Below are 25,480 nucleotides of genomic sequence, written 5' to 3'. Positions count from 1 at the left end.
GCGGCCCCGGATCGGCCCACCCCTGGCCAGTGGCGCCCCATATGATCGCTTTTTATGGGAGAGGTCCGTTTGACCAGCGTAGAGACCGACCGCGGTGCGGCACAGGCACCGGGCTCGGCATCCGGAAGGAAAGAAGCCGGCGGCGACCCCGCCGGCAAGGGGGCGGGCGGCGGCCGGGAGACCGGCCGGGGGACCGCGCGCTCACGACGGGGCGCGGCGTTCGCCGTCTGGTACCTGCGTGTCGTCACCTTCGTCAACTTCCTCAGCGCGGTGTGGCTTTCCCTCGGGCAGGACCTGCGCCGGCACAACACCGAGGACTTCTACACCCCGTACCTCCTCACGGCGGGCTTCGCCTCCGGGCTGTTCTCGCTGCTGCTGGCGGTCACGATGGGCCGCCGCAAACGGGCGGCCTGGATCCTGAACCTGGTGCTGGGCGGAGCGCTGCTGCTGGCCTTCGCCACCGCGGCCTTCGCGCCCTGCACCGACGGCGACCTCAGCCTGTGCTATCCGGAGTTCCGGGGCCACGCGCAGAACTGGGTGTCCCTCGGCCTGACCGCCGCGTTCGTCGGCTCCCTGCTGCTGGGACGCCGGGAGTTCTACGCGCGGGGCGACCGCTCCAACCCGGCGCTGGCCACCGTCGTCGCCGCCGTCGGGCTGCTGGTGACCTCGCTGGTCGCGGCGCTGCTCGTCGGCGCCACGAACACCGACCCGGACAGCTCCGAGGCCACCTTCCTGGCCCGCTGGCGCTACGGGGTGATGCGGCTGATCACCCTGGCGCCCGACGCCCAGGCCTCGCGCGCGATCACCACGCCCGGCTGGGTGGACGTCGTCGTCAACGTGATGTCGATGCTGCTGCTCCTCGCCGTGCTGTTCGCCGCGTTCCGCTCGCGCCGCGTCGTCGACCCCCTCTCCGAGGAGGACGAGGAGCGGCTGCGGGCGCTGCTCGCCCGGCAGGGCGACCGCGACTCGCTCGGCTACTTCGCCCTGCGCCGCGAGAAGTCCGTCATCTGGTCCCCGACGGGCAAGGCCGCCGTCACCTACCGCGTCGTCGGCGGCGTCTCGCTGGCCTCGGGCGACCCGATCGGCGACCCCGAGGCGTGGCCCGGCGCCATCGAGCCGTGGCTGGCCGAGGCCCGCGAGCACGGCTGGGTCCCGGCCGTGATGGGTGCGAGCGAGGAAGCCGGCCAGATCTACGCCCGGCACGGCCTCGACGCGCTGGAGCTGGGCGACGAGGCGATCGTCGAGACGGCCGAGTTCACCCTGGACGGCCGCGCCATGCGGACCGTCCGGCAGGCGTACAACCGCGTGAAGCGGGCCGGGTACACGGTCCGCATCCGCCGCCACGCCGACATCCCGGCGGACGAGATGGACGTCCTGCTGCTGCGCGCCGACGACTGGCGCGACGGCGCGACCGAGCGCGGCTTCTCGATGGCGCTGGGCCGGCTGGGTGATCCCGGCGACGGGCAGTGCGTGATGCTGGAGTGCACCGACGGCAACGGCGACCTGCGGGCGGTGCTGTCCTTCGTGCCGTGGGGACCGAAGGGTCTGTCGCTGGACCTGATGCGCCGCGACCGGGACTCCGAGAACGGTCTGATGGAGTTCATGGTGATCGAACTCCTGGAGCGCTCCAAGGAGATCGGGGTCACCCAGGTCTCCCTGAACTTCGCGATGTTCCGGTCGGTCTTCGAGCGCGGGTCCCGCCTCGGCGCCGGTCCGGTGCTGCGGATGTGGCGCTCGCTGCTGAGCTTCTTCTCCCGCTGGTGGCAGATCGAGTCCCTCTACCGGGCCAACGCCAAATACCGGCCGATCTGGGAACCGCGGTTCATGCTCTTCGAGAAGAGTTCGGACCTGCTGCGGATCGGTATCGCGGCGGGCCGGGCCGAGGGCTTCCTGGAGGCTCCCGGCCTGCCGAAGTGGCTGCACCGCAGACACCTGGAGACCCGCCGTTGACAGCGCGGACCACGTCCCCCTCGCGCCGGTTCGCCCGGCGCGAGTGGGGGCCCATGTTCTGGACCGTCCGGGACGCACTCGTCCACGAGAAGTGGCGCGCGGTCCCCATGACGCTCGGCGCGGTCTGCCTGACCTCGGTCTTCCAGATCGTGCAGAACACCTCATGGGGCTTCCAGCCCGTCCAGAACCTCGGGTCCGTCAAGGCCGTCGACCCGCTGTGGCTCGCCCTCCTGCGCACGCCCCTCTCGCTGTTCGTGCCCGCGCTGGACCTGCCGGTGTGGGGCGCGCTGGCGCAGGTGCTGCTCGTCTTCGGCATCTCGGAGATCTGCATCGGCTGGTGGCGCACCCTGCTGATCGGCTACGTGGCCACCCTCGCCGGCACCACCTACGCGCGGATCGGGCTCTCGCTGAGCCCTGACCACCCCTTCGGCCTGCCCGCCTCCGACCGCATCGTCAACGACACCGGGCCCTCGGCGGCGGTGGTCGGGCTCGCCCTCTACGTGTGCTGGCGCTACGGGGCTTACCTGACCGGGGCCCTGGTGGTCCTGGTGATGATCGGCGAGGTCCTGGTCAAGGACAACCTGGCGGGCAAGGAGCACCTCGCGGCCATCGCGGCCGTCATGGCGGTGTGCGTCCTGCGGGCCGTCTGGGGCCCCGAGCGCTTCCGGACGCCGCTCGGCCGGCGCCCGCCGCCCGTGGACACCCTCTAGTACGGCTTCCCGGACCGGGTCCGGTCCGGGAAGCCGTACCGTATCGGGGTGACGACACCCCCCGGACCGTTCGGGTCCGCCCGGCTGTGGATGCGGGACCATCCGCTCGCGACCGACGCCGTGCTGGCGTTCGGGGCGTTCGTCGCCATGGTCGTCGGCTCCTACGCCGATCCGCACGGCCCCCACGGACCCACCTTCGGGACCCGCGATCCCGAGCCGCTGTCCCTGCTGCTGATGCTGCTCGGCGCGGCGACCCTGGTGCTGCGGCGCCGGCGGCCGCGCACCGTGCTGGCCGTGACCTGCGCCCTGTCGCTGCTGGAGCTGACCACCGGGGAGCCACGGGCCCCCGTCGTCATGTGCACGGTGATCGCGCTGTTCACGGTGGCCGCCCGCACCGACCGGCCCACGACGTGGCGGATCGGCCTGCTCACCATGGCGGGCCTGACGGGCGTGGCCATGCTGGCCGGGCCGCTGCCCTGGTACGCGCAGGAGAACCTCGGCATCTTCGCCTGGACCGGGATGGCCGCCGCGGCCGGGGACGCCGTCCGCAGCCGGCGGGCCTTCGTCGACGCCATACGGGAACGGGCCGAGCGGGCCGAACGCACCCGCGAGGAGGAGGCCCGGCGCCGGGTCGCCGAGGAGCGCCTGCGGATCGCCCGGGACCTGCACGACGTCGTCGCCCACCACATCGCCCTGGTCAACGTGCAGGCGGGGGTGGCCGCCCACGTCATGGACAAGCGTCCCGACCAGGCCAAGGAGGCCCTGGCCCACGTACGGGACGCCAGCCGCTCGGCGCTGAACGAGCTGCGGGCGACGGTCGGACTGCTGCGCCAGTCCGGCGACCCCGAGGCGCCCACCGAGCCGGCGCCCGGGCTCGCCGTCCTGGACGCCCTGGTGGACACCTTCCGCAACGCCGGCCTGCCGGTCGAGGTGATCGTCCAGCTGGGGCCGGAGGCCGCCGGCCCGGCCCCGGGCGCCCTGCCGGCCGCGGTGGACCTCGCGGCGTACCGGGTCATCCAGGAGGCGCTGACCAACGTCCGCAAGCACCCCGGCGCGGAGGCCCGGGCCGAGGTGAGCGTGGTGCGGGTCGGGCCCTCGGTGGAGGTGACCGTGCTCGACGACGGCGGCTCCCCGGACGCCTCCGCCCCCGCCGCCGAACCGCCCGGCCCCGGCGGCGGCCACGGGCTGCTCGGCATGCGCGAGCGGACGGGCGCCCTGGGCGGCTCCTGCTTCGCCGGCCCCCGCTTCGGCGGCGGCTACCGGGTGCACGCCGTCCTCCCGCTCTGACCCGGGCCGCAGGCCCCGGCGAGTGAGCCGAAGGGGCGCGCCCGGGGAACGGGGCCGAGCGCGCGGAGGAAACCCGAGGAACGAGGGTTTTCGAGCACGTACGGCCCCGTGAGCCGGGCTTCGGCGCCCCGGAGGCGAGCCGAGCCGCCGAAAAAGGGGACTCAGCAGGCCTTGCGCCATGCGTCCAGGTCGTACTTCTTCTCCAGGGAGCTGAGGCCCAGCTCCCTGGAGCGCGCGCAGAACCGCGCCGCCGGCAGCTCGTACTCGACGTGGAAGACGGCCTTCCCGGCTTCGACGAACGGGGTCAGCCGGTCGCACTCGTGGTACTCCGCACACTGCTCGTTGACCGCGAAGTCGAACTCCCCGACGAGCTGCGGGATCTGGTCGAGGTCGTTCTTGAGGCCGACGGCCAGACCCCGGTCGTGGGCGAGCTTCGCGATCAGCCGGTTGTACGCCAGCTGGTGGTCGGCGGTGAGCGGGAACCCGGACGTGTTCTGGTAGGCGTCCATGTTGTCGGGCTCCACCGCGTCGAAGCCCTTGTCCCGGCACATTTCGAACCGCTTCGCCATCAGCGGTTCCAGCACGTCCAGCCGCCGCACGTCCAGCCAGCGTTCGCCCTCCCAGCCGTTGCCCTGCCCGAGGAGCTCCTTCGGGAAGGCGTCCGCGTCGGGCCGGAAGTCCTCCCAGGCGCCGGTGGAGAGGTAGCAGATGGTCTTGCGCCCGGCCTTCTCCAGCGCGGAGACCTGCTCCGCCGTCGTGTTGAACCCGTCGACGTCGTACACCGGCGCGTTCACCGAGGTGTCGAGCTTCCCGGTGAGCTGCCACTGCCAGCCGACCCCCGGCCGGGGCTGCCACCGCTCCCCCGGAGCCTGCTCGGGCCACGGGTAGGGCTCCTCGTCGTCCTCCTCCGGTGCGGCCGTGCACGCGGCGAGGAGCAGGAGCGCCGCGAGCGGCAGCAGGCGGGCCCGCCACCGCCGCGGGCGGGCGGGGAAACGGTTCATCCCGCTGCCTCCAAGGCGTACGGCAGGGTCCCCCACGGGTGCGCGCCGCCGCCCGGGACCGCGCAGTGCACCCCCGCGCCGCGTTCGGTCGCGAGTTCCCCGGCGAGTTCGGCGGGCGCGCCCGGCGGGACGGCGTACACGAGGTGGCAGAAGCGTTCGGCGGGGTGCTCGGCGGTCCACGGGGGGACGGTCACGGCGTCACGGTAGGCGTCCCAGGGGCCCTCGAAGGTGACGAGGAGGTCGGCGAGTCCGGCGTAGCCGGGATGCGGGTGGACCCCGTGGTTCAGGACGAGGGTGCGGGCGCCCGCGGCGCGGGCGGCCACCGAGAGCCGCGCGTAGTGCGCGAGCAGTTCGGGGCCGGAGGCGGCCTGGTCGAGGAACGCCCCGTCGGCGCCGTACCAGTCGCGGTGGCGCAGCAGGTCCTGGACCACCGCGGCGTGCGGTCGCCGCCCGTAGTCGGTGTCGGCGTACCCCAGGACGCGGACCCCGGCTTCGCGCAGCCGCTCGGCGACGAGGGCGAACCGCTCGTCGGGGGCCTCCCCGGGGCCGCTGTCGGGGTTGAGCACGACGGAGTGCAGCCGGCCGGCGGAGCGGATGACCCGCTCCCAGTCCTCGGGGCGGTCGGCGGGGTGCTCGTACAGGGGCACCAGCAGCATGGGGTCCTTCTTCTCGTCGTACGGCTCGTGGGTCGGACGGGTCGGACGGGTTCGGTCGGGTGGGTCGGTCGGGTCGGCGGTCGGACGGGTCAGCGGTCGGACGGGTCAGCGGTGGGCCGTGGCGCGGCCGAGGAGCAGGCAGACCAGGACGGCCAGGGCCGCGGCCGCCGCGGCGGCCACCGCCAGCTGCACCATCCGGGGCTGCCCGACCCCGGTCAGCAGTGCCAGGCTCTGGGCGACGGCGGCCGAGGCGCAGACCACGGCGGCGGGCCGGACCGCCCCGAAGGACTGCAGGAGCAGCCCGGTCCACATCACGGCGCCGAGGAGCAGCAGGGTGGCGATCCGGACGCCGGTGAGGACGGGGGCCCCGGGCCAGAGCAGGGTGCCGGTCACCCCGAGGGCCAGCAGCACCGTCAGGTAGGCGGCGAGGCACTGGGCGAGGGTGCCGAGCATCCGCCCCCAGAACGCGCGGGACGAGCGGGCCGCGCGGAGCCCGGCGAGGCTTCCGCTGCGGAACCGGTGGAGCAGCCATTCGGCGGGGCCCATGCTGAGGGTGAGGGCCACCGCCGAGGGGGCGGCGACGGCTTCGGCCGGGCCGCCGGCGAGCACCTCGCCGAGGGCCGCGTACAGCACGAGCAGGCCGGTGCCGAGGCCGAAGACCCCGTACGGCACGGAGTCCCCGAGGCGGGGTCCGCGCGGGGCGTACTCCTCCTCGGCGCCGCGCAGCATCTGCCAGCGCACCGGGCCGGCGCCCGGGCGGCGTTCCGCCCAGCCCCGGACCCGCCGCAGGGCGCCGCGCAGGCCGGCGGCGAGCGGCAGTTCCCGTACGGCCAGCGTGCAGGCGGCCGCGAGGGACACGGCGAGCAGGGTCATCCGCACCGGCACGGGCAGGTCCACGAACAGCGCGAGCACCGCGCCGGCGGCCATCGGGCCGAGCGCGGCGAGCAGCACCCGCTCGCGGCCGAGCACGAGCAGGACGGTGGCCGCGCCGACGTAGAGGGCCTGTCCCGCGGCGAAGGCGTACGAGAACGGCGGCCCGCCCGGCACCGCCAGCGCGGCGGCGGTGCCCAGCAGGGACCCGGCGGGGGCTCCGACGAGCAGGGTCCGTCCGGCGGCGGCCCGGTCGCCGAGGCCGAGCCAGGAGTAGGCGCGGTGGGAGAGGGTCTGGTCCCAGACCCAGCCGATGAGGGCTCCGGCGAGGAGGGTCAGCGTCCCGGCGGGCAGGCCGAGCCGGTCCTTGGGGCCGTCGAGCAGCGGGGCGCCGAGCACGTAGGCCAGGCCGGGCAGGGCGAAGATCACCCCGCGCAGCAGGCAGGCGGTGAGGGAGACCTTCCACGGGTCGGCGGCGTCGGCGGGCTCCGGGTAGGAGCGGGGCACCCGGGCGAAGAGTTCCTCGGCGAGGCCGAAGGAGTCCGGGCGGCCGTAGGTGAGCCGGATGTACTCGTCGGTCATGCCGTCGGATTCGAGGATGGCGGCGATCTCGTCGGGGTGCACGGCCGCCGAGATGAACACGCCGAGCCGGTCGGCGAGTTCGTCCATCGGGTCGGCCGCGGGAAGGCTGCGGCGCGGCCGGGGGACGGCCGGGAGGGTGTCGGCCCGCGGGCCGTGCGCACCGGGGGTGCCTTCCGGCCCCGCGGGGGCGCCGCCCGCCCGCCGCGGGGTGCGGCGGGCGGCGGAGCCGACGGGGACCCAGCCGCCGTCGGGGCCGGGGGCCTTGAGCCAGAGCGATCCGCTCACCACAGGCTCCCGTCGGCCGCGAGTTCCCGGTACCAGGGGTCGGCGAGCCGCTGGGTCCAGTCGTCGCCCTCGTGGACGGGCAGGACGGGCTGGCCGGCGAGTTCGCGGTAGATGTGCCGGAAGCCGTCGACGGACTGGTGGAGGGTGAACTTCTCCACCACCCGCTTGCGGGCCATCCGGCCGAGCTCGGCCCGGCGTTCGTCGTCGCGGAGCAGCGCGAGGGTGGCGCGGGCCATGGTCTCGGGTTCGCGCGGCGGGACGACGAGGCCGGTGTCGCCGACGGCCTCGCGGACCCCGCCGACGTCGGTGGAGACGGTGGTGCGGCCGCAGGACATGGCCTCGATGATGCTGAAGGGGAAGCCCTCGCTGATGGAGGAGAGCATGACGACGGAGCCGGCCGCGTACGCGCGCGCGACCTGCTCGATGCGGCCCTCGTAGCTGATGCCGTCGCCCACGCCGAGCTCGGCGGCGAGCTCCTCCAGCCGCAGCCGGTATCCCTCGCAGCCGGCCGGGACCGGGCCGAAGAGGCGCAGCCGCAGCCCGGGCAGTTCCTCGCGCATGAACGCGTAGGCCCGGATGAGGGTTTCGAGGTCCTTGATCGGGTCGATGCGGCCGCACCAGCTGAGGGTGGGCACCTCGGGTTCGGCGCCGGCCTCGGGGAAGGCGTGCGGGTCGACGCCGTTGTAGACGGTGCGGATGCGCTCGGAGTCGGCGCCCCCGCGCTCCTCCCAGCGGCGGTTGTACTGGTTGCACGGGGTGATCAGGTCGGCCTGCCGGTAGCCCTCGGTGTTCAGCTCGCGGTAGAAGCCGAGCATGAGCGCCTTGACCGGCCAGCGCTGTTCGGCGGTGCGGTAGCCGAGGTAGCGCTCGCGCAGGTAGATGCCGTGCTCGGTGAGGAGGAAGGGCACGTCGTCGAGGTACTTGGCGGCGAGCGCGGGGAGGGTGGCGAGGCCGCTGCTGACCGCGTGCGCGACGCTGTCGGGCGGGATCCGCACGGAGAGCGGGCGCAGCGCGTGTTCCAGCAGGTCGGTGGCGGTGAGCGCGTCGTGGATGGTGGGCCGGGCCTCGGCGGTGCTGAGGCCGGGACGGGTCCAGACGCTCATCAGGAGGCGCAGGACCGACTCGGAGCGCAGGGCCGGGGCGAGCGTGCCGGCCCGGGCGAGCCCGGCCAGTTCGCGCAGGGCGCCGGAGAATCCGCCGTGGGCCGGGTCGAGCAGGGACAGCAGGAAGGTTTCGTAGACCCGGGTGAAGCGGCGGCGGGCCTTGCCGCGCAGGGCCTTGCGGCGGCCGCGGCCGGGGGCCGGACCCCAGAGCGGGACGGCGGTGTGGCGGTAGACGTTGCGCGGGAGGTCCCAGGTGACCGGCTCGCGTCCGGAGCCGGTCAGGGCTATGACGTTGAAATCGACCTCCGGCATGCCCCGTACCAGTTGGTCGCACCAGGTGCTGACGCCCCCGTGGACGTGCGGGTAGGTGCCTTCGGTGAGCATGGTGACATGACGCCCATGGCTCATGCGGTGTGTCCCCCCAGGACGGAAAAGGGGCCGGCGCCCTGGGTAGGGAGCGCCGGCGCTAGGTGGTACGGGTGACGGCTTGCGGGACGGTCAGCTGGGCAGCTTGAGCGTGACGGCGGTCTGGAGCAGCTCGGGCGAGGTCCAGGTGGAGCGGGTTCCGGCGTAGGCGGTGCCGAAGTCGGCGCTGCCGAGGAGCATCTGCTTCTTGGTGCCGTTGGGGGCGGTCACCGGGGCGAAGACGCCGGAGGGCGTCTTGACGGTGACGGCCGTGCCGATGCGGTAGGCGGTGACCTGGTTGTTCGCGATCGCCTTGTCCCAGGCCGCGCGGCGGCCGAGCTCGACGCCGGTGTCCTTCATGCTCTGGTTCACGATCGGCGCGCTGGGCGCGTAGAGCGTGCGGTAGGTGTCGAGGACCTGGTTGAGCACCGGGTAGAGGGTGCGGTCCTCGGCGAGGTTGGACTGGTGGACGTAGTGCGGGCGCGGGTCGTTGGCGAGGACGTGGCGCAGGGCGGTCCGGGCCTCCTGGGGGACGATGTAGTCCAGGTAGCCGGTGGTGGCGTCGACCGGGGCCGGGAGGCAGGTGGACGTGCCGGGGTTGTCCTCGCAGATGCCGCTGCCGCCGTGGGCGCGGCTGGTGTAGATCCAGTTGTACTCGTCGGCCATCTCCGCGTTGGTGCCCGTGTTGTAGTACACGTTCATCGGGTGGCGGGGGACGGTCAGGGCGGCGCCGACGGCCCGCTGCTCGGGTTCGCGGGAGTTGTCGCTGCCGGCCCACTTGACGCCGTTGTCGGCGAGGGCCCCGGCCAGGTTGGGGTTGTCCTGGGGCTGCTGCGGGTTGGTCTTGAGGCCGGAGTGCTCGCCGGTGACCAGTTCGGTGCGGTCGGTGGCGATGCCCTTGGCGGCCGCCCAGTTGTTGTTGTCGCGGATCTGCGCCGAGATCTCCGCGCGGCTCATGTACTGGACGACGCCCTGGGCGTTCTTCTTGCAGGTCCAGGGTGAGGTGGTGACGTCCTGGACGCAGCCGAGGAACGGGTGCGTGTAGGTGTGGTTCATCCAGCGGAACTTGGCGCGGTCGGCGACCAGTTGGGCGGTCATCGCGTCGACGCCGCCGTTCTCGGCCTTCCACTCCTCGCCGGCGCCGGCGTTGAAGAGCATGTCGAGCTTGAAGGTCTTGGCCGTCTGCCACTGGGCCGCGTACTGCGCGTCCGCGGCGGTCATCCGGATGGTGCTCTCCTGTCCCTCGCCGCCCGGGCAGGCGTAGTCGCCGGGCGTGCAGTTGAGCTCCTTGCTCCAGCGGGCGTCGGGGGCGAAGACGTCGTCGACGTGGACCGCGAAGTAGTTGCGGCTCTGGCCGAGGTGGACGCCCTGGGTGAGCCACTCGACGATGCCGCGGGCCAGCAGCCGGAACTGCTGCTGGTGCTGGTTGTAGCCGAAGGTGACGACCAGCTCGCTGCGTCCGTCGTGGGTGTACTCGCCGACGAGCGAGGCCCGCCCGGAGCCGACGGGGGCGTCGAGGTAGCTGGTGTAGCCGGCCCTCGGCTTCCCCATGAACCCGTAGCTCTCGGGCACGAGGGGCGAGTTGTCCTCGAAGGCGACCTGCCCGCCGAGGTAGCCGAACGGTCCCGCCTTGCCGGCGGCGGTGACCGCGGCCTGGGTGCCGTCGAGCTCGCCGCCGTAGCCGCCGTTGTCGGTGTACTCCAGACCCACGCCCGGGTGGGACCAGGTGTAGGCGTCGACCTGGCGGATCCCGTACGTCGTCTCGTATGCGGCGAGCGCCGCCATCTCTGCCGAGCCCTCCCCGAACGGGTTCTCGTTCGGCAGGACCACCCCCTGGAACTTGGCGCGCGGACGGCCGTCGACCGTGTCGCTGAGGTAGGCCGCGTTGATGACCGGGCGGCCGCTGCTGCCCAGCTGTACGCGGGTGAACGGGACTCCGGTGTCGCGGAGCTCCGCGGTGATCGCCTCGACGGAGGTGCCGCCGTCGTCGACGACCAGCACCTTCAGGTCGATGCGCGGTGTCACGGCCGCCGTGGCGGTCGCGACGGGTACGACGACGGAGACCAGGGCTGCCGCCGCCATGACGGCTGCGACCCTGTTCATCCGGTTCTTGTTGACCATTTCGGCCTTCCCCCCGCAGGCATCCCTCGACAGCGGCCCTGGGCGGACGGCCGGGCCGGGGAGGCACTGTGGAAATCATGCAAAGGAACCCCGCGTCCCCTTGCGAGAGTGGGCCGAGTCTTTCGGACCTCGTCAGGTCTACGAGGCAAACCTGGAGCAGAGTCCACAGATGGGTGAACCTCTTGGCCGTTTGATCGAACAACTTGCCAAACCTTCGAGTGGCGTGCGGACGAGTGCGGGCGCGTACGCTCATTTCCGGCGGCGCCCGGGCCCGAATACGATCGCCGTGGATGGCCGTCCACCCACTCGGCCCACTCATACATACGGAAGCGAGACCTCACCACCGTGACTGCTCTGACTCTCAGCACTGCCGGCGCGGCGACGCTGCGCGCCGACGCCCTCGTGGTCGGCGTGGCGAAGGGCCCCAAGGGACCCCTCGCCGCCGCGGGCGCCGAGGCCGTGGACACCGCGTACGCGGGCAAGCTCGCCGCCGTACTCGAAGCGCTCGGGGCCTCGGGCGCCGAAGGGGAGATCACCAAGCTCCCGGCCCCGGACGGCTTCAAGGTCCCGGTCGTGCTGGCGGTCGGGCTCGGCACCCTCCCGGACGAGGACGAGTCGTACGACGAGGAGGTGCTGCGCCGCGCCGCCGGCGCCGCCGCCCGCGCCCTGCACGGCGCCAAGAAGGCCGCCTTCGCGCTCCCCCTCGACGACGCGTCCGCCGTGACCGCCGTCGCCGAGGGCGCGCTGCTCGGCGCGTACGCCTTCACCGCCTACCAGGGCGGCGAGAAGAAGGGCGCCAAGAACGGCGGCCCCAAGCTGCCGCTGGCCGAGATCGCCCTGCTGGGCGCCAAGCCGCGCGACAAGGAGCACAAGGCCGCGGCCGAGCGCGCCTCCGTCGTCGCGACCGAGGTCAACATCGCCCGCGACCTGGTCAACACCCCGCCGAACGACCTCACCCCCGAGGCCTTCGCCGCGGTCGCCTCCGCGGCCGCGAAGGAGAACGGCATCAAGGTCCAGGTCCTGGACGAGAAGGCCCTGCTCAAGGGCGGCTACGGCGGCATCATGGGCGTCGGCAAGGGCTCGGAGAACCCGCCGCGCCTGGTGAAGCTCACCTACACCCACGCCAAGGCGGAGAAGAGCCTGGCCTTCGTCGGCAAGGGCATCACCTACGACTCCGGCGGCATCTCGCTGAAGCCGGCCGGCCACAACGAGACGATGAAGTGCGACATGGCCGGCGCGGCCGCCGTCTTCGCCGCCGTCGTCGCGGCCGCGAAGCTGGGCCTCCAGGTCAACGTGACCGGCTGGCTCGCGCTCGCCGAGAACATGCCGTCCGGCTCCGCCACCAAGCCCGGTGACGTCCTGCGCATGTACAGCGGCAAGACCGTCGAGGTCCTCAACACCGACGCCGAGGGCCGTCTCGTCCTGGGCGACGCGCTGACCAAGGCCTCCGAGGACAACCCGGACGCGATCATCGACGTCGCGACCCTGACCGGCGCCATGGTGCTGGCCCTGGGCGACCGGACCTTCGGGATCATGTCGAACGACGACGCCTTCCGCACCTCGATCCACGAGATCGCCGAAGAGGTCGGCGAGGCCTCCTGGCCGATGCCGCTCCCGGCGGACCTGCGCAAGTCCATGGACTCCCCCACCGCGGACATCGCCAACATGGGCGTCCGGATGGGCGGCGGCCTGGTGGCCGGCCTCTTCCTCCAGGAGTTCGTCGGCGAGGGCATCACCTGGGCCCACCTCGACATCGCGGGTCCCGCCTTCCACGAGGGCGCCCCGCACGGCTACACCCCCAAGGGCGGCACCGGCTCCGCCGTCCGCACCCTGGTGCGGCTGGCCGAGCGCACGGCCACGGGCGACCTGGGCTGACGCTGTCGCGTGTGAGACCTGACGCACTCCGGGCCTTGATCGAAATACCGGTCAAGGCCCGTGGTGTGCCCGGCTCCGTTCAGCCCACAACGAAATCCGTAGGTTTCTACGCACCGGTAACCGCGGCTTCGGGCAGAACGACCGGTCACATGGTGGGCCCGGCGTCCCGCGTTCCCCCGACAAATGCGAAGATGGGTTCTCGGCAGGACAGGGCCCCCACCACAGGGCCGACGAAACCAGCGGCCGATTACCAGCCGCCGCCCGGTCACAGAGGACCGGTGCCCGGCGCACATGCATGGAGGACGTGACGTGGCGAACGACGCCAGCACCGTTTTCGACCTAGTGATCCTCGGCGGTGGCAGTGGCGGTTACGCCGCGGCTCTCCGCGCATCCCAGCTGGGTCTCGACGTTGCGCTGATCGAGAAGAACAAGCTCGGCGGCACCTGCCTGCACAACGGTTGCATCCCCACGAAGGCTCTGCTGCACGCCGGTGAGATCGCGGACCAGGCGCGCGAGGCCGCTCAGTTCGGTGTCAAGGCCTCCTTCGAGGGCATCGACATCGCGGGTGTGCACAAGTACAAGGACGAGGTCATCTCGGGCCTGTACAAGGGCCTGCAGGGCCTGGTCGCCTCCCGCAAGGTGACCTACATCGAAGGAGAGGGCCGCCTCTCCTCCCCGACTTCCGTCGACGTGAACGGCCAGCGCGTCCAGGGCCGCCACGTGCTCCTGGCGACCGGCTCCGTGCCGAAGTCGCTGCCGGGCCTGAACATCGACGGCAACCGCATCATCTCCTCGGACCACGCGCTGGTCCTGGACCGCGTGCCCGAGTCCGCGATCGTCCTGGGCGGCGGCGTCATCGGCGTCGAGTTCGCCTCGGCGTGGAAGTCCTTCGGCACCGACGTCACCGTCGTCGAGGGCCTCAAGCACCTCGTGCCGGTCGAGGACGAGAACAGCTCGAAGCTGCTGGAGCGCGCGTTCCGCAAGCGCGGGATCAAGTTCAACCTCGGCACCTTCTTCGACAAGGCCGAGTACACGGAGAACGGCGTCCGCGTGACGCTGGCCGACGGCAAGGCCTTCGAGGCCGAGGTGCTGCTGGTCGCCATCGGCCGCGGGCCGGTCTCCCAGGGCCTGGGCTACGAGGAGCAGGGCGTCGCGATGGACCGCGGCTACGTCCTGGTCGACGAGTACATGCAGACCAACGTGCCGACCATCTCGGCCGTGGGCGACCTCGTCCCGACCCTCCAGCTCGCGCACGTCGGCTTCGCCGAGGGCATCCTGGTGGCGGAGCGTCTGGCCGGTCTCAAGACCGTCCCGATCGACTACGACGGCGTGCCGCGCGTCACGTACTGCCACCCCGAGGTCGCGTCCGTCGGCATCACCGAGGCGAAGGCCAAGGAGATCTACGGCGCGGACAAGGTCGTGGCCCTGAAGTACAACCTTGCGGGCAACGGCAAGAGCAAGATCCTCAAGACCGCGGGCGAGATCAAGCTCGTCCAGGTCAAGGACGGTGCCGTGGTCGGCGTCCACATGGTCGGTGACCGGATGGGCGAGCAGGTCGGCGAGGCCCAGCTCATTTACAACTGGGAGGCTCTGCCGGCCGAGGTCGCGCAGCTCATCCACGCGCACCCGACCCAGAACGAAGCGATGGGCGAGGCCCACCTGGCCCTCGCCGGCAAGCCGCTTCACTCCCACGACTAATTCGTCACGGGCGCGACGACCACTTCCGCACATTCGTTAGGAGCAACTGAAACCATGTCGGTTTCCGTAACCCTTCCGGCGCTCGGTGAGAGCGTCACCGAGGGCACTGTCACCCGCTGGCTGAAGGCCGAGGGCGAGCGCGTCGAGGCCGACGAGCCGCTGCTCGAGGTGTCGACCGACAAGGTCGACACCGAGATCCCCTCGCCCGTGTCCGGCATCCTCGCCTCCATCAAGGTGGCCGAGGACGAGACCGTCGAGGTCGGCGCCGAGCTGGCCGTCATCGACGACGGCTCGGGCGACGCGGCTCCGGCCGCCGCCCCGGCCGAGGCCGAGGCCCCCGCGGCCGAGGCTCCGGCCGCCGAGGCTCCGGCCCCGGCCGCCGAGGCCCCGCAGGCCGCCCCGTCCACCGAGGTCCCGGCCGGCTCCGAGGCTCCGGCCCCGACCGCCGACGCGGCCGCCGGCGGCGGTTCCGCCGAGGGCACCGACGTCGTGCTCCCCGCCCTGGGCGAGTCCGTCACCGAGGGCACCGTCACCCGCTGGCTGAAGCAGGTCGGCGAGTCGGTCGAGGCCGACGAGCCGCTGCTCGAGGTCTCCACCGACAAGGTCGACACCGAGATCCCCGCGCCGGTCGCCGGCACGCTGCTGGAGATCCTCGTCGGCGAGGACGAGACCGCCGAGGTCGGCGCCCGTCTCGCCGTCATCGGCGTCGCGGGTGCGGCTCCCGCTGCCGCCCCGGCCGCTGCCGCCCCGGCTCCGGCCGAGGCTGCCGCTCCGGCTCCGGCCGCCGCTCCGGCCCCGGCTGCCGCTCCGGCCGCCCCCGCGGCTCCGGCGCCGGCCCCCGTGGCCGCTCCGGCTGCCCCGGCTGCCCCGGCTCCGGTCCAGGCTGCGGCCCCGGCCGCCGCTCCGGCCCCCGTGGCCGCTCCGGCTCCGGTCGCGCCCGCCGCCCCCGCCGCTCCGGCCTCCGCCGGTGACGAGGGCGCGTACGTGACCCCGCTGGTGCGCAAGCTCGCCACGGAGTCCGGCGTCGACCTGTCCGCGGTCTCGGGCACCGGTGTCGGTGGCCGCATTCGCAAGCAGGACGTCCTGGCCGCCGCCGAGGCCGCCAAGGCCGCTGCCGCCGCTCCGGCGCCGGCCGCCGCTCCCGCCGCGAAGGCCCCGGCCGCCGCGGTGTCCGAGCTGCGCGGTCAGACGGTCAAGATGACCCGCATGCGCAAGGTCATCGGCGAGAACATGATGAAGGCCCTGCACTCGCAGGCGCAGCTCAGCTCCGTGGTCGAGGTGGACATCACCAAGATCATGAAGCTGCGCGAGAAGGCCAAGGCCGGCTTCCTCGCCCGTGAGGGCGTCAAGCTGTCCCCGATGCCATTCTTCGTCAAGGCCGCCGCCCAGGCGCTGAAGGCCCACGCGGTCGTCAACGCCCGGATCAACGAGGCCGAGGGCACCATCACCTACTTCGACTCGGAGAACATCGGCATCGCCGTCGACTCCGAGAAGGGCCTGATGACCCCGGTCATCAAGGGTGCGGGCGACCTCAACCTGGCGGGCATCTCCAAGGCGACCGCCGACCTGGCCTCCAAGGTCCGCGGCAACAAGATCACGCCGGACGAGCTGTCGGGCGCGACCTTCACCATCAGCAACACCGGCTCGCGCGGTGCGCTGTTCGACACGGTCATCGTGCCGCCGAACCAGGTCGCCATCCTGGGCATCGGTGCCACGGTGAAGCGCCCGGTGGTCATCGAGACCGCCGAGGGCACCAACATCGGCATCCGCGACATGACGTACCTGACCCTGTCCTACGACCACCGCCTGGTGGACGGCGCGGACGCGGCCCGGTACCTCTCGGCCGTCAAGGCGATCCTCGAGGCCGGCGAGTTCGAGGTCGAGCTCGGCCTGTAAGGCACGACGCCTCCCGCAGCACCCGCTGCACGAACGGCGCCCCCGCCCGGAACACCCTCCGGGCGGGGGCGCCGTCGTCGTGGCCCGTCCGGAGCCCCTTGTTACCAGCCTCACCCGGCGGCCCCGTCCGGGAACGCGTCCCGACGGCCCGGGCAGCCGTATTGTCTACGCATCAGGCCCCGCGTGACCCTGCCAGCCACCAGGAGATGAAGTCCCGATGATCACCCCACCCGTCGTGCACTCGCTGCGCGAGCAGATCCGCGAGCACATCGTGGAGGGGATCGTCAGCGGGCGCTGGAAGCCCGGCGAGCGGATCGTCGAGCGCCGGATCGCGGTGGAGCTGGAGGTCAGCCAGACGCCCGTGCGCGAGGCCCTGCGCGAGCTGGAGACCCTGCGGCTGATCGAGTCGGCGCCGAACAAGGGCGTGCGCGTACGGAACCTCTCGGCCGCGGACCTGGAGGAGATCTACCCGGTCCGGGCCGGTCTGGAGCAGATCGCGGCCGAGCTGGCCGCGCCCCGGCTGGCGGCCGACTGCTCGGCCCTGGAGCCGCACGTGGCGGCGCTGTGGGAGGCCGACCGCGCCGACGACGGCACCGCGCAGGTGCGGCACACGGTGGGGTTCCACCGGGAGATGGTGCGGGCGGCCGGGAACAGCGTCCTGCTGCACACCTGGGAGAGCCTGGGCATCGAGGTGTTCACGGCCCTGTCCATCCGGTGGCTGGGAACCGTCCAGAAGTCCTACGCCGAGGAGCACGAGGCGCTCGTCGAGGCCTTCCGCAGCCAGGATCCGGACATCGGCCTGCTCGTGAAGCGGCATGTCCTGGGGTGCGCGCCGCGCGCCTGACCGGCCCCTCGCCCGCCCGGATTGACCCTGTTTGACCGGCACTGCGTGCCTTGTTTACTGGCACGCGGTGCCGACTTTCGTCGGATGTACATTTCTTCGCCACATTCATTTGATCGATCATCGATCAGCGATTTACAGTCATCGCGGACCTCAACCAGGTCCACCAGCCCTGTCCTGCCCGTCAGGGATTTCTTCACCACCTCTCCTTTGTCCGGAAGGCGGCGCACACCGATGTCCGACCCCGTAGGAAAGCTTCCGAGCGAGCTCGACCAGCTCCCGGACCGCGACACCGAGGAGACCGCCGAATGGGCGGCCTCCCTCGACGCCGTCGCCAAGGCCGCCGGTACGCGCCGCGCCGAATACCTGCTCCGCCGTACGCTCCAGCACGCCGAGGCCGCCGGCCTCGCGCTGCCGAAGCTGCTGGAGACGGATTACGTCAACACCATCCCCACCGCCGCGGAGCCCGAGTTCCCCGGTGACGAGGCGATGGAAGCCCGGATCACCGCCTGGAACCGCTGGAACGCGGCCGCCATGGTGACCCGCGGCTCCAAGTACGGCGTCGGCGGCCACATCGCCACCTTCGCCTCCGCCGCGTGGCTGTACGAGACCGGCTTCCAGCACTTCTTCCGCGGGAAGGAGGCCGACGGATCGGGCGACCAGCTCTACATCCAGGGCCACGCCTCCCCCGGCATCTACGCCCGCGCCTTCCTCGACGGGCGGATCTCCGAGCAGCAGCTCGACAACTTCCGCCAGGAGTCCGGCGGCAACGGCCTGCCGTCCTACCCGCACCCGCGGCGCCTGCCGTGGCTGTGGGAGTTCCCGACGGTGTCCATGGGCCTCGGCCCGCTGTCGGCGATCTACCAGGCGCGCTTCAACCGCTACCTGCAGAACCGCAGCATCAAGGACACCGCGAACTCGCACGTCTGGGCCTTCCTGGGCGACGGCGAGATGGACGAGCCCGAGTCGACCGCCGCCCTGGCCCTCGCCTCCCGCGAGCAGCTCGACAACCTGACCTTCGTCATCAACTGCAACCTGCAGCGCCTCGACGGTCCGGTCCGCGCGAACTTCCGCGTCGTCCAGGAGCTGGAAGCCCAGTTCCGCGGCGCCGGCTGGAACGTCATCAAGTCCCTGTGGGGCTCCGCCTGGGACGAGCTGTTCCAGCTCGACACCACGGGCGCCCTGGTACGCCGCCTGCGCGAGGTTCCCGACGCGCAGTTCCAGACGTACGCGACCCGCGACGTGGCCTACATCCGCCAGCACTTCTTCGGCGCCAACGCCGAGCTCGTGCAGCTGGGCGGCCTGCTCTCCGACGCGAAGATCGCCGAGTGCTTCCACACCTCCCGCGGCGGCCACGAGCCCCGCAAGGTGTACGCCGCGTACAAGGCCGCCCTGGAGCACAAGGGTGCGCCGACGGTCATCCTCGCGCAGACCGTCAAGGGCTACACGCTGGGCGCCGGGTTCGAGTCGAAGAACGCGAACCACCAGATGAAGAAGCTGACGATCGACGAGTTCAAGAGCATGCGCGACAAGCTCGACCTCCCGATCCCGGACAGCGCCTTCGCCGACGGCCAGGTCCCGTACGGCCACCCGGGCGCGGACAGCCCCGAGGTCCGGTACCTGAACGAGCGCCGCGCGGCGCTCGGCGGCCCGGCCCCGGCCCGCAAGGTCAAGCAGGTCGCGCTGCCCGCCCCGGCGGACCGTTCCTTCGCCCCGCTGCTCAAGGGTTCCGGCAAGCAGGAGATGGCCACCACCATGGCCTTCGTCCGGCTCGTCAAGGACCTGATGCGGGACAAGGAGACCGGCAAGCGCTGGGTGCCGATCGTCCCCGACGAGGCCCGCACCTTCGGCATGGAGTCCCTCTTCCCGTCGGCCGGCATCTACTCGCCGCTGGGCCAGACGTACGAGCCGGTCGACCGCGACCAGCTCATGTACTACAAGGAAGCCAAGGACGGCCAGATCCTCAACGAGGGGATCACCGAGGCCGGCGCCATGGCCGACTTCATCGCCGCCTGCACGTCGTACGCGACGCACGGCGAGCCGATGATCCCCTTCTACATCTTCTACTCGATGTTCGGCTGGCAGCGCACCGCCGACCAGATGTGGCAGCTCGCCGACCAGCTCGGCAAGGGCTTCATCGTCGGCGCGACCGCCGGCCGCACCACGCTGACCGGCGAGGGCCTGCAGCACGCGGACGGCCACTCGCACCTGATCGCGTCCACGAACCCGGCCTCGCTCAACTACGACCCGGCCTTCGCGTACGAGATCGCGGTGATCGTCAAGGACGGTCTGCGCCGGATGTACGGCGAGAAGCCGGAAGACGTCTTCTACTACCTGACGGTCTACAACGAGCCGAAGGTGCAGCCCGCGATGCCCGAGGGCGTCGAGGAAGGCATCCTGCGCGGCCTGTACCGCTTCAACACGGCGGCCGACCTGGCGGAGGCGGCCCCGGCCGCCGGCTCCCCGAAGGTCCAGCTGATGGCCTCGGGCACGGCGATCCACTGGGTGCTGGACGCGCAGAAGCTCCTCGCCGCCGACTGGAACGTGGCCGCCGACGTCTGGTCCGCCACCTCCTGGGGCGAGCTCCGCCGCGACGCGCTGGAGTGCGACGAGGCGCTGCTGCGCGGCGAGGTGCGCACCCCGTACGTCACCCGCGCGCTGGAGGGCGTCACCAGCCCGGTGCTGGCCGTCTCCGACTGGATGCGTCAGGTTCCGGACCAGATCAGCCAGTGGGTGGAGCAGGACTACACCTCGCTGGGCACGGACGGCTTCGGTCTGTCCGACACCCGTGAGGGCGCCCGCCGCCACTTCGGTGTCGACGCCCAGTCGATCGTGGTGGCCGCGCTGGCCCAGCTCGCCCGCCGCGGCGAGGTGCCCGCGTCCGCCGTCAAGGAGGCCCGGGAGCGCTACGGCCTCTGAGGCCGCGTGACCGACCGCCGCAGCACCGGATGACGTGAAAGGCCGGTGTCCGCCCCCTCGCCGGGGGTCGGACACCGGCCTTTCGCGCCATGCGCGGTGGCGGTGCGGGGGTGGAACCGTGATGCTGGAGCGGTGATGGACGAGACGGAGTTCTGGGAGATCGTCGACCGTACCCGCGAGGCCGCCGAGGGCGACCCCGAGGAACACGCCGATCTGCTCGTGGAGCGGCTGGCGCAGCTCGATCCCGACTCCGTCGTGGACTTCGCGCGGCACTTCGAGTCCCGGTACAACCGGGCCTACACCTGGGACCTGTGGGGCGCGGCCTGGGTCCTGCTCGACGGGGCGAGCGACGACGCCTTCGACTACTTCCGCTGCTGGCTCATCGGCCAGGGCCGGGAGGTCTTCGAGGGCGGGGTGCACGACCCGGACCAGCTGGCGGAGCTGCTGGGCGAGTTCGACGAGGAGATCGACGGCGACGGCGAGGAGCTGGGGTACGCGGCCGACGAGGCGTACGAGCAGCTGACCGGGTCGGTCACACCGGACCTGGGGGTCCCGCTCCAGCCGGCAGAGCCGGGGGGCTCCCCGCTGGACTTCGAGGACGAAGCCGTGCTCGCGGAGCGCTTCCCCCGGCTCTGGGACCGCTTCAGGGGCTGACCGGAGGGGGGATCAGCAGTGGGTGCCGCCGTCGATGCGGATCTCCGTACCGGTGATGAAGGCGCCGTCCTCCGAGCCGAGCATGGCGACGACGCCGGCGACGGTCTGCGGGCCGGCGAAGCCCTGGCCGAGGGCCGGGGCGAGCTTGGTGAAGAGGGACCAGTCGGTGTCCTCGGGCAGGCCGGGGCCGTTTCCGGTGGTCATGCCGCTCTCGATGGACCCGGGGGCGACGGCCACGAAGCGCAGGCCCTGCTTGCTGTACTCGGCGGCCAGCGCGTGCGTCATGGACTGGATGCCGCCCTTGCTGGCCGCGTAGGCGGACATGTAGGGGTGGGCGAAGGACGCCGAGGTGGAGCTGAAGTTCACCACGACCGGCTGATCGCCGGCGAGCAGCGCCGGGATGGACTCGCGGATCACCAGGAAGGTGCCGGTGAGGTTGACCGCGATGACCTTGTTCCAGAGGTCGAGGGTGGTCCGGTGGGTGTGCGAGGAGCGCAGGATGCCGGCGGCGTTCACGAGTACGTCGAGCCCGCCGAGGCTCGCGACGGCGCCGGCGATCCCGTCCCGTACGGCGGTCTCGTCGGATATGTCGAGGACGGCGGTGGTGAGGCGGTCCCCGTGGCCGTCGGCCCCGGCCCGGTCCGCCGTGCCCTTGAGTCCGGGCTCGCTGACGTCCACCGTGTGGACGCGGCCGCCCTCGGAGAGGATGCGGTGGACGGTGGCCCGGCCGATGCCGGAGCCACCGCCGGTGATGAGGACGCGACGTCCTTCGTAACGGTTCATGGGGTGAGCGTACGAGCAGGTGACACGTTTTGCCAGAGTGACAAGCAATGCAATCAACGACGTTCGCGAGAGGTACGCTTCACCCCGTGAGATCCCCTCGTCCGTACTCTCCCCAGGCCGGCCCCGGAGCCCAGTCGCTGACCGAGCGCCGCAAGGCCGCGACCCAGCTCGACATCGCCCGCGCCGCCTGCGAACTCTTCGCCGAGCACGGCCCCGACGGGACCACCGCCGAGGACATCGCCCACCGCGCGGGCGTGGCCCTGCGCACGTTCTACCGGTACTTCCGCAACAAGCAGGAGGCGGTGGCCCCGCTGCTCGCGGGCGGCGGGGACGCCTGGCGCGCACTGCTCTCCGAGGAGGAGCCGGGCACGCCCCTCGGGGAGGCGCTGGAGCGGGCCGTGACCCGCTCGCTGAACGACCCCCAGGCCCTCGTCGAGGGCCTGGAGGTCACCCGCGGCCTGCTCCGCGCTGCGGAGGGCGACGAGGCGCTGCGGGCTGTCTGGTACCGGGTGAACCAGGACTCGGAGGAGCAGCTGGTCCCCGTGGTGGCCCGGCTGGCCGGGCCGGGCGCCGACACCCTGGGGGTCCGGCTGCTCGCCGCGGCGGCAACGGACGCGATCCGCATCTCCCTGGAGCTGTGGTCGGCCACCGACGCCCCGGTCTCGGGACCCGGCTCTCCGGCCGAACTCGCCGTCCGCTGCCTGCGCGACCTCACGGGCGCGATGCCGCTGCTGCGCTGAGATCAGCGCCCGCCGCCACCGCCGCCTCCACCGCCGCCGTTCCAGTTGCCGCCGCCGCCGTCGCCACCGCCGCCAGCGTTCCAGTTACCGCCGCCGCCGTCGCCACCGCCGCCGTTCCAGTTACCGCCGCCGCCGTCGCCGCCGCCGCCACCGTTCCAGTCGCCGCCCCCGCCGCCACCGTTCCAGTTGCCGCCGTCGTGGTTCCCGTTGCCGCCGCCGCCGTTGTTCCAGTTGCCGTGGTCGTTGTTGTTCCAGTTGCCGTTGTCGCGCCAGCCGGAGTCGTACCCGCCCGAGTTCCAGTTGGCGTCGTCGCGCCAGTTCGAGTCGTGGTCGTACCGGCCGGAGTCGCGCCAGTTGGTGTCGCGCCAGTTCTCGTTGTACCCGCCGACGCCGCCCTGGTCCCAGCACCAGCTGGGCCGGTCGCGCCAGTCGTGGTTGCAACAGGCGTCCCACCGGGCGTCCGAACGGTTCGAGGGGTACCGGTAGCAGTCGTAGCCGCCGTTCCCTCCGCCGCCGCCCCCACCGGTGACGGTCGAAGCCGAGGCGCTGGCGAGGGGCAGCACACCCATCGCGATTCCCGCGGCCCCTGCCATGGCTGCCGCAACGATCCTACGGCGCATTATCATGCACCTCCGCACATGTCTCACTTATCAGGCGTTTAGGTCATTTCCACCCTCACCCTGACCCGTCCCCCTGTCAAAGGGAACGCCCGCCGAACCTGCCCGCGAAGAGCACCCGGACCGCCTCCCACCAGGCAGGATGCGCCCGCGCACCGATGTCGGACCCGGCTGTCGAACACGGCGAAGGCCGCCACCCCCGGCGGGGTGACGGCCTTCACGCGGAACCGCGCGGCTTAGAGGTCGAAGTACATCTCGAACTCGTGCGGGTGCGGACGCAGCGCGATCGGGGCGATCTCGTGCGTGCGCTTGTAGTCGATCCACGTCTCGATCAGGTCCGGGGTGAAGACACCGCCGGCCAGGAGGTACTCGTGGTCGGCCTCCAGGGCCTTGAGGACGTCCTCCAGGCTGGTCGGGACCTGCGGGACGCTCGCGTGCTCGTCGGGCGAGAGCTCGTAGAGGTCCTTGTCGATCGGCTCCATCGGCTCGATCTTGTTCTTGACTCCGTCGAGGCCCGCGAGCAGCAGCGCCGCGAAGGCGAGGTACGGGTTGGACGACGGGTCCGGGGCGCGGAACTCGACGCGCTTGGCCTTCGGGTTCGAGCCCGTGATCGGGATGCGCATGGCGGCGGAGCGGTTGCGCTGCGAGTACACCATGTTGACCGGCGCCTCGAAGCCCGGCACCAGGCGGTGGTAGGAGTTCACCGTCGGGTTGGTGAAGGCCAGCAGCGACGGGGCGTGCTTGAGGATGCCGCCGATGTAGTAGCGGGCGGTGTCCGAGAGGCCCGCGTAGCCGGTCTCGTCGTAGAACAGCGGGTCGCCGTTGGCCCACAGCGACTGGTGCACGTGCATGCCCGAGCCGTTGTCGCCGAAGATCGGCTTCGGCATGAAGGTCGCGGTCTTGCCGTTGCGCCAGGCGACGTTCTTCACGATGTACTTGAAGAGCATCAGGTCGTCGGCCGCGGCGAGCAGCGTGTTGAACTTGTAGTTGATCTCGGCCTGGCCACCGGTGCCGACCTCGTGGTGCTGGCGCTCGACCTGGAGGCCCTGGGCGTCCAGCTCGAGGGAGATCTCGGCGCGCAGGTCGGCGAAGTGGTCGACCGGGGCGACGGGGAAGTAGCCGCCCTTGTAGCGGACCTTGTAGCCGCGGTTGTTCTCCTCGGAGCCGGTGTTCCAGGCGCCGGCCTCGGAGTCGATGTGGTAGAAGCTCTCGTTCGCGGTGGTCGCGAAGCGCACGCTGTCGAACACGTAGAACTCGGCCTCGGGGCCGAAGTACGCGGTGTCGGCGATGCCGGTGGAGGCGAGGTACGCCTCGGCCTTCTTCGCGATGTTGCGCGGGTCGCGGCTGTAGGCCTCGCCCGTGATCGGGTCGTGGATGAAGAAGTTGATGTTGAGCGTCTTGTCCTTGCGGAACGGGTCCAGGCGCGCGGTGGAGATGTCGGCGCGCAGCGCCATGTCGGACTCGTGGATCGCCTGGAAGCCGCGGATCGAGGAGCCGTCGAAGGCGAGCTCCTCGTTCGGGTCGAACGCGCGCCCCGGGATGGTGAAGTGCTGCATCACACCAGGCAGGTCGCAGAAGCGGACGTCAACGAACTTGACGTCGTTCTCCTCGATGTACTGCTTCACTTCGTCGGCGTTCTGGAACATCCAACTCCTCCTACTCCCGGCCCCGGGGCAGGGACGGGTTTTATAGCTCGTGGTGCGTCAGTGCGGTGTCGCACGCTGACCCGACCATAAGCAGACGGGATTTCTCAAGCATGACCCATTTGTTTCGCACAAGTTAACCAGGGTCCCGCGGCAGCGCCGTGGAGCCGCACGGGTACCGTGTTCGGGTGGACAACAGGCAAGCAATCGGATCGTGGCTCTCCGGCCCCCGCGCGGCCGCCGAGGACATGGGCGTCGACTTCGGCTATCCGGGTCAGCGGCTCGGCCTCCCCCAGGAGGGGTCCGGCTCCGTGGCCCGCTTCGGGCGCCGGCTGGGCGCCGTGGCCATCGACTGGATCGGCTGCCAGCTGATTGCGTACGGGCTGATCACCGGCGGCGACCTGGCCGCGGCGGGCAACTGGACCCTGGGCCTCTTCGTGGTCCTGGCCGTCCTGACCGTCGGCACCGTGGGCTTCACCCCCGGCAAGCGGATCATGGGCCTCCGGGTGATCGCGGAGGACGGCGGCCGCCTCGGCTTCGGCCGGGTGCTGATCCGCACCCTGCTGCTGGCCCTGGTCGTCCCGGCGCTCATCTGGGACCGCGACGGCCGCGGCCTGCACGACCGCCTGGCCCGCGCCGTCCAGGTCCGCCTGTAGGCGCACGGCGCCGCACATACGACACAGGGGCGGGGGGGGGGGGGGGGGGCGGGCGCGGGGGGGGGGGGGGGGGGTCCGGAGGCGGGGGGGGGGGGGGCGGGGGGCGCCCCCCCCCCCCCGCCGCGCGCCGGGACGCCCCCCGCCCCCCCCCCCCCCCGCCGGGCCCCCCCCCCCCCCCCCCCCCCCCG

Annotated in this window: 19 protein-coding genes; 11 read left to right on the top strand and 8 right to left on the bottom strand. The window is 72.1% G+C overall.

All coding sequences use genetic code 11. The features are described 5' to 3' along the window. The first annotated feature begins 54 nt into the window (after nucleotides 1-54). From ACZ6S8_RS06260 to ACZ6S8_RS06250, 3 genes are all read left to right on the top strand, one after another. A complete protein-coding gene (locus ACZ6S8_RS06260) occupies nucleotides 55-1,950 on the top strand; it encodes a phosphatidylglycerol lysyltransferase domain-containing protein (protein ID WP_469452992.1) in 1,896 nt (631 codons plus the stop codon). A 53-nt stretch (nucleotides 1,951-2,003) separates the two neighbouring features. After that, a complete protein-coding gene (locus ACZ6S8_RS06255; RefSeq protein WP_469453563.1) occupies nucleotides 2,004-2,660 on the top strand; it encodes a hypothetical protein in 657 nt (218 codons plus the stop codon). Nucleotides 2,661-2,750: 90 nt separating this feature from the next. Further along, entirely contained in the window at nucleotides 2,751-3,947 is a 1,197-nt protein-coding gene (locus tag ACZ6S8_RS06250) for a sensor histidine kinase (RefSeq protein ID WP_469453561.1), read from the top strand. Between the two features lie 161 nt (nucleotides 3,948-4,108). On the opposite strand, the gene ACZ6S8_RS06245 is transcribed toward ACZ6S8_RS06250, so the two are convergent. The 5 genes from ACZ6S8_RS06245 to ACZ6S8_RS06225 form a co-directional block, all read right to left on the bottom strand. After that, entirely contained in the window at nucleotides 4,109-4,948 is an 840-nt protein-coding gene (locus tag ACZ6S8_RS06245) for an endo alpha-1,4 polygalactosaminidase (RefSeq protein ID WP_469452990.1), read from the bottom strand. Further along, nucleotides 4,945-5,604: a spherulation-specific family 4 protein gene (locus ACZ6S8_RS06240; RefSeq protein ID WP_469452988.1), complete on the bottom strand. Its 660-nt coding sequence runs from the start codon at nucleotides 5,602-5,604 to the stop codon at nucleotides 4,945-4,947. The genes ACZ6S8_RS06245 and ACZ6S8_RS06240 overlap by 4 nt, the downstream gene beginning before the upstream one ends. Nucleotides 5,605-5,709: 105 nt before the next feature. Then, the gene (locus ACZ6S8_RS06235; RefSeq protein ID WP_469452986.1) at nucleotides 5,710-7,341 is read right to left on the bottom strand and encodes a hypothetical protein; all 1,632 of its coding nucleotides are present in this window, start codon (nucleotides 7,339-7,341) and stop codon (nucleotides 5,710-5,712) included. After that, nucleotides 7,338-8,852: a GT4 family glycosyltransferase PelF gene (gene pelF / locus ACZ6S8_RS06230; protein WP_469452984.1), complete on the bottom strand. Its 1,515-nt coding sequence runs from the start codon at nucleotides 8,850-8,852 to the stop codon at nucleotides 7,338-7,340. The genes ACZ6S8_RS06235 and pelF overlap by 4 nt, the downstream gene beginning before the upstream one ends. A 90-nt stretch (nucleotides 8,853-8,942) precedes the next feature. Beyond that, on the bottom strand, nucleotides 8,943-10,970 hold the full coding sequence (locus tag ACZ6S8_RS06225; protein WP_469452982.1) for a hypothetical protein: 2,028 nt from the start codon (nucleotides 10,968-10,970) through the stop codon (nucleotides 8,943-8,945). Nucleotides 10,971-11,315: 345 nt separating this feature from the next. On the opposite strand from ACZ6S8_RS06225, the gene ACZ6S8_RS06220 reads away from it, so the two are divergent. From ACZ6S8_RS06220 to ACZ6S8_RS06195, 6 genes are all read left to right on the top strand, one after another. Beyond that, nucleotides 11,316-12,845, top strand: a complete 1,530-nt coding sequence (locus ACZ6S8_RS06220) for a leucyl aminopeptidase (protein ID WP_469452980.1) — start codon at nucleotides 11,316-11,318, stop codon at nucleotides 12,843-12,845. A 309-nt stretch (nucleotides 12,846-13,154) separates the two neighbouring features. After that, a complete protein-coding gene (gene lpdA / locus ACZ6S8_RS06215) occupies nucleotides 13,155-14,543 on the top strand; it encodes a dihydrolipoyl dehydrogenase (protein WP_383922106.1) in 1,389 nt (462 codons plus the stop codon). A gap of 54 nt (nucleotides 14,544-14,597) precedes the next feature. Continuing rightward, nucleotides 14,598-16,439, top strand: coding sequence for a 2-oxoglutarate dehydrogenase, E2 component, dihydrolipoamide succinyltransferase (gene sucB / locus ACZ6S8_RS06210; protein ID WP_469452977.1), 1,842 nt, complete (start codon nucleotides 14,598-14,600; stop codon nucleotides 16,437-16,439). Nucleotides 16,440-16,659: 220 nt separating this feature from the next. After that, the gene (locus tag ACZ6S8_RS06205) at nucleotides 16,660-17,283 is read left to right on the top strand and encodes a GntR family transcriptional regulator (RefSeq protein WP_383922223.1); all 624 of its coding nucleotides are present in this window, start codon (nucleotides 16,660-16,662) and stop codon (nucleotides 17,281-17,283) included. A 231-nt stretch (nucleotides 17,284-17,514) separates the two neighbouring features. Then, a complete protein-coding gene (gene aceE, locus ACZ6S8_RS06200; RefSeq protein ID WP_469452975.1) occupies nucleotides 17,515-20,199 on the top strand; it encodes a pyruvate dehydrogenase (acetyl-transferring), homodimeric type in 2,685 nt (894 codons plus the stop codon). Nucleotides 20,200-20,334: 135 nt separating this feature from the next. Further along, the gene (locus tag ACZ6S8_RS06195) at nucleotides 20,335-20,853 is read left to right on the top strand and encodes a DUF4240 domain-containing protein (RefSeq protein ID WP_383922099.1); all 519 of its coding nucleotides are present in this window, start codon (nucleotides 20,335-20,337) and stop codon (nucleotides 20,851-20,853) included. Nucleotides 20,854-20,865: 12 nt separating this feature from the next. On the opposite strand, the gene ACZ6S8_RS06190 is transcribed toward ACZ6S8_RS06195, so the two are convergent. Then, the gene (locus ACZ6S8_RS06190) at nucleotides 20,866-21,636 is read right to left on the bottom strand and encodes an SDR family NAD(P)-dependent oxidoreductase (protein ID WP_469452973.1); all 771 of its coding nucleotides are present in this window, start codon (nucleotides 21,634-21,636) and stop codon (nucleotides 20,866-20,868) included. An 86-nt stretch (nucleotides 21,637-21,722) separates the two neighbouring features. Here ACZ6S8_RS06190 and ACZ6S8_RS06185 point away from each other — a divergent pair, with 86 nt between their 5' ends. Then, nucleotides 21,723-22,376 carry a TetR/AcrR family transcriptional regulator gene (locus ACZ6S8_RS06185; RefSeq protein ID WP_469452971.1) on the top strand — a complete coding sequence of 218 codons (654 nt, stop codon included), beginning with the start codon at nucleotides 21,723-21,725 and terminating at the stop codon, nucleotides 22,374-22,376. Between the two features lie 2 nt (nucleotides 22,377-22,378). On the opposite strand, the gene ACZ6S8_RS06180 is transcribed toward ACZ6S8_RS06185, so the two are convergent. Together ACZ6S8_RS06180 and glnA are read right to left on the bottom strand one after the other, a co-directional pair. After that, nucleotides 22,379-22,969 carry a hypothetical protein gene (locus ACZ6S8_RS06180; protein ID WP_469452969.1) on the bottom strand — a complete coding sequence of 197 codons (591 nt, stop codon included), beginning with the start codon at nucleotides 22,967-22,969 and terminating at the stop codon, nucleotides 22,379-22,381. A 260-nt stretch (nucleotides 22,970-23,229) separates the two neighbouring features. Next, nucleotides 23,230-24,639 (bottom strand): type I glutamate--ammonia ligase, encoded by a 1,410-nt coding sequence (gene glnA, locus ACZ6S8_RS06175; protein ID WP_383922088.1) that lies wholly within the window; start codon nucleotides 24,637-24,639, stop codon nucleotides 23,230-23,232. A 185-nt stretch (nucleotides 24,640-24,824) separates the two neighbouring features. Between glnA and ACZ6S8_RS06170 the strand changes: the two genes are divergently transcribed. Further along, the gene (locus tag ACZ6S8_RS06170; RefSeq protein ID WP_469452967.1) at nucleotides 24,825-25,292 is read left to right on the top strand and encodes an RDD family protein; all 468 of its coding nucleotides are present in this window, start codon (nucleotides 24,825-24,827) and stop codon (nucleotides 25,290-25,292) included. Nucleotides 25,293-25,480 lie beyond the last annotated feature (188 nt).

This window comes from Streptomyces sp. NPDC048461, assembly GCF_055587105.1.
The sequence above is the reverse complement of the archived record's forward strand: the minus strand, read 5'-3'. Positions and strand labels throughout refer to the sequence as shown.